The 320-nt window shown below is 57.5% G+C and carries 1 protein-coding gene; it reads left to right on the forward strand.

From position 1 onward, the window contains the following. Window positions 1-272: IS30 family transposase (locus IB264_RS34320; RefSeq protein ID WP_192435382.1), on the forward strand; the 272-nt coding region annotated here is incomplete at its 5' end. Window positions 273-320: the final 48 nt, after the last annotated feature.

Below are 320 nucleotides of genomic sequence, written 5' to 3' on the forward strand. Positions count from 1 at the left end.
GTGGTACCGAGTTTCGCGGTTTCAAGGCTTTGGAAGATGGACTCGGCGCCAGGAGCTGGTTTTGCGATCCGAATTCACCGTGGCAGAAAGGCGCGGTCGAGAACACCAACAAGCGCATCCGTCGCTTTGTGCCGAGCGATACGGACCTGTCTGCCGTCAACCAGCCGCAACTGGTCGCCCTCGCCCACCATCTCAATTCACTGCCGAGGAAGTGCCTTGGTTACCGCACGCCCGCCGAAGTCTTCATGGCCCATTTGCGCGAAAGTGGCTAACCCTCTACGCTTCACACGTCATTGTTGCACTTGGATTAGATTCTCCAC

This window comes from Ensifer sp. ENS11, from assembly GCF_014851895.1.
In the GTDB taxonomy this organism is placed as follows: domain Bacteria; phylum Pseudomonadota; class Alphaproteobacteria; order Rhizobiales; family Rhizobiaceae; genus Ensifer; species Ensifer canadensis.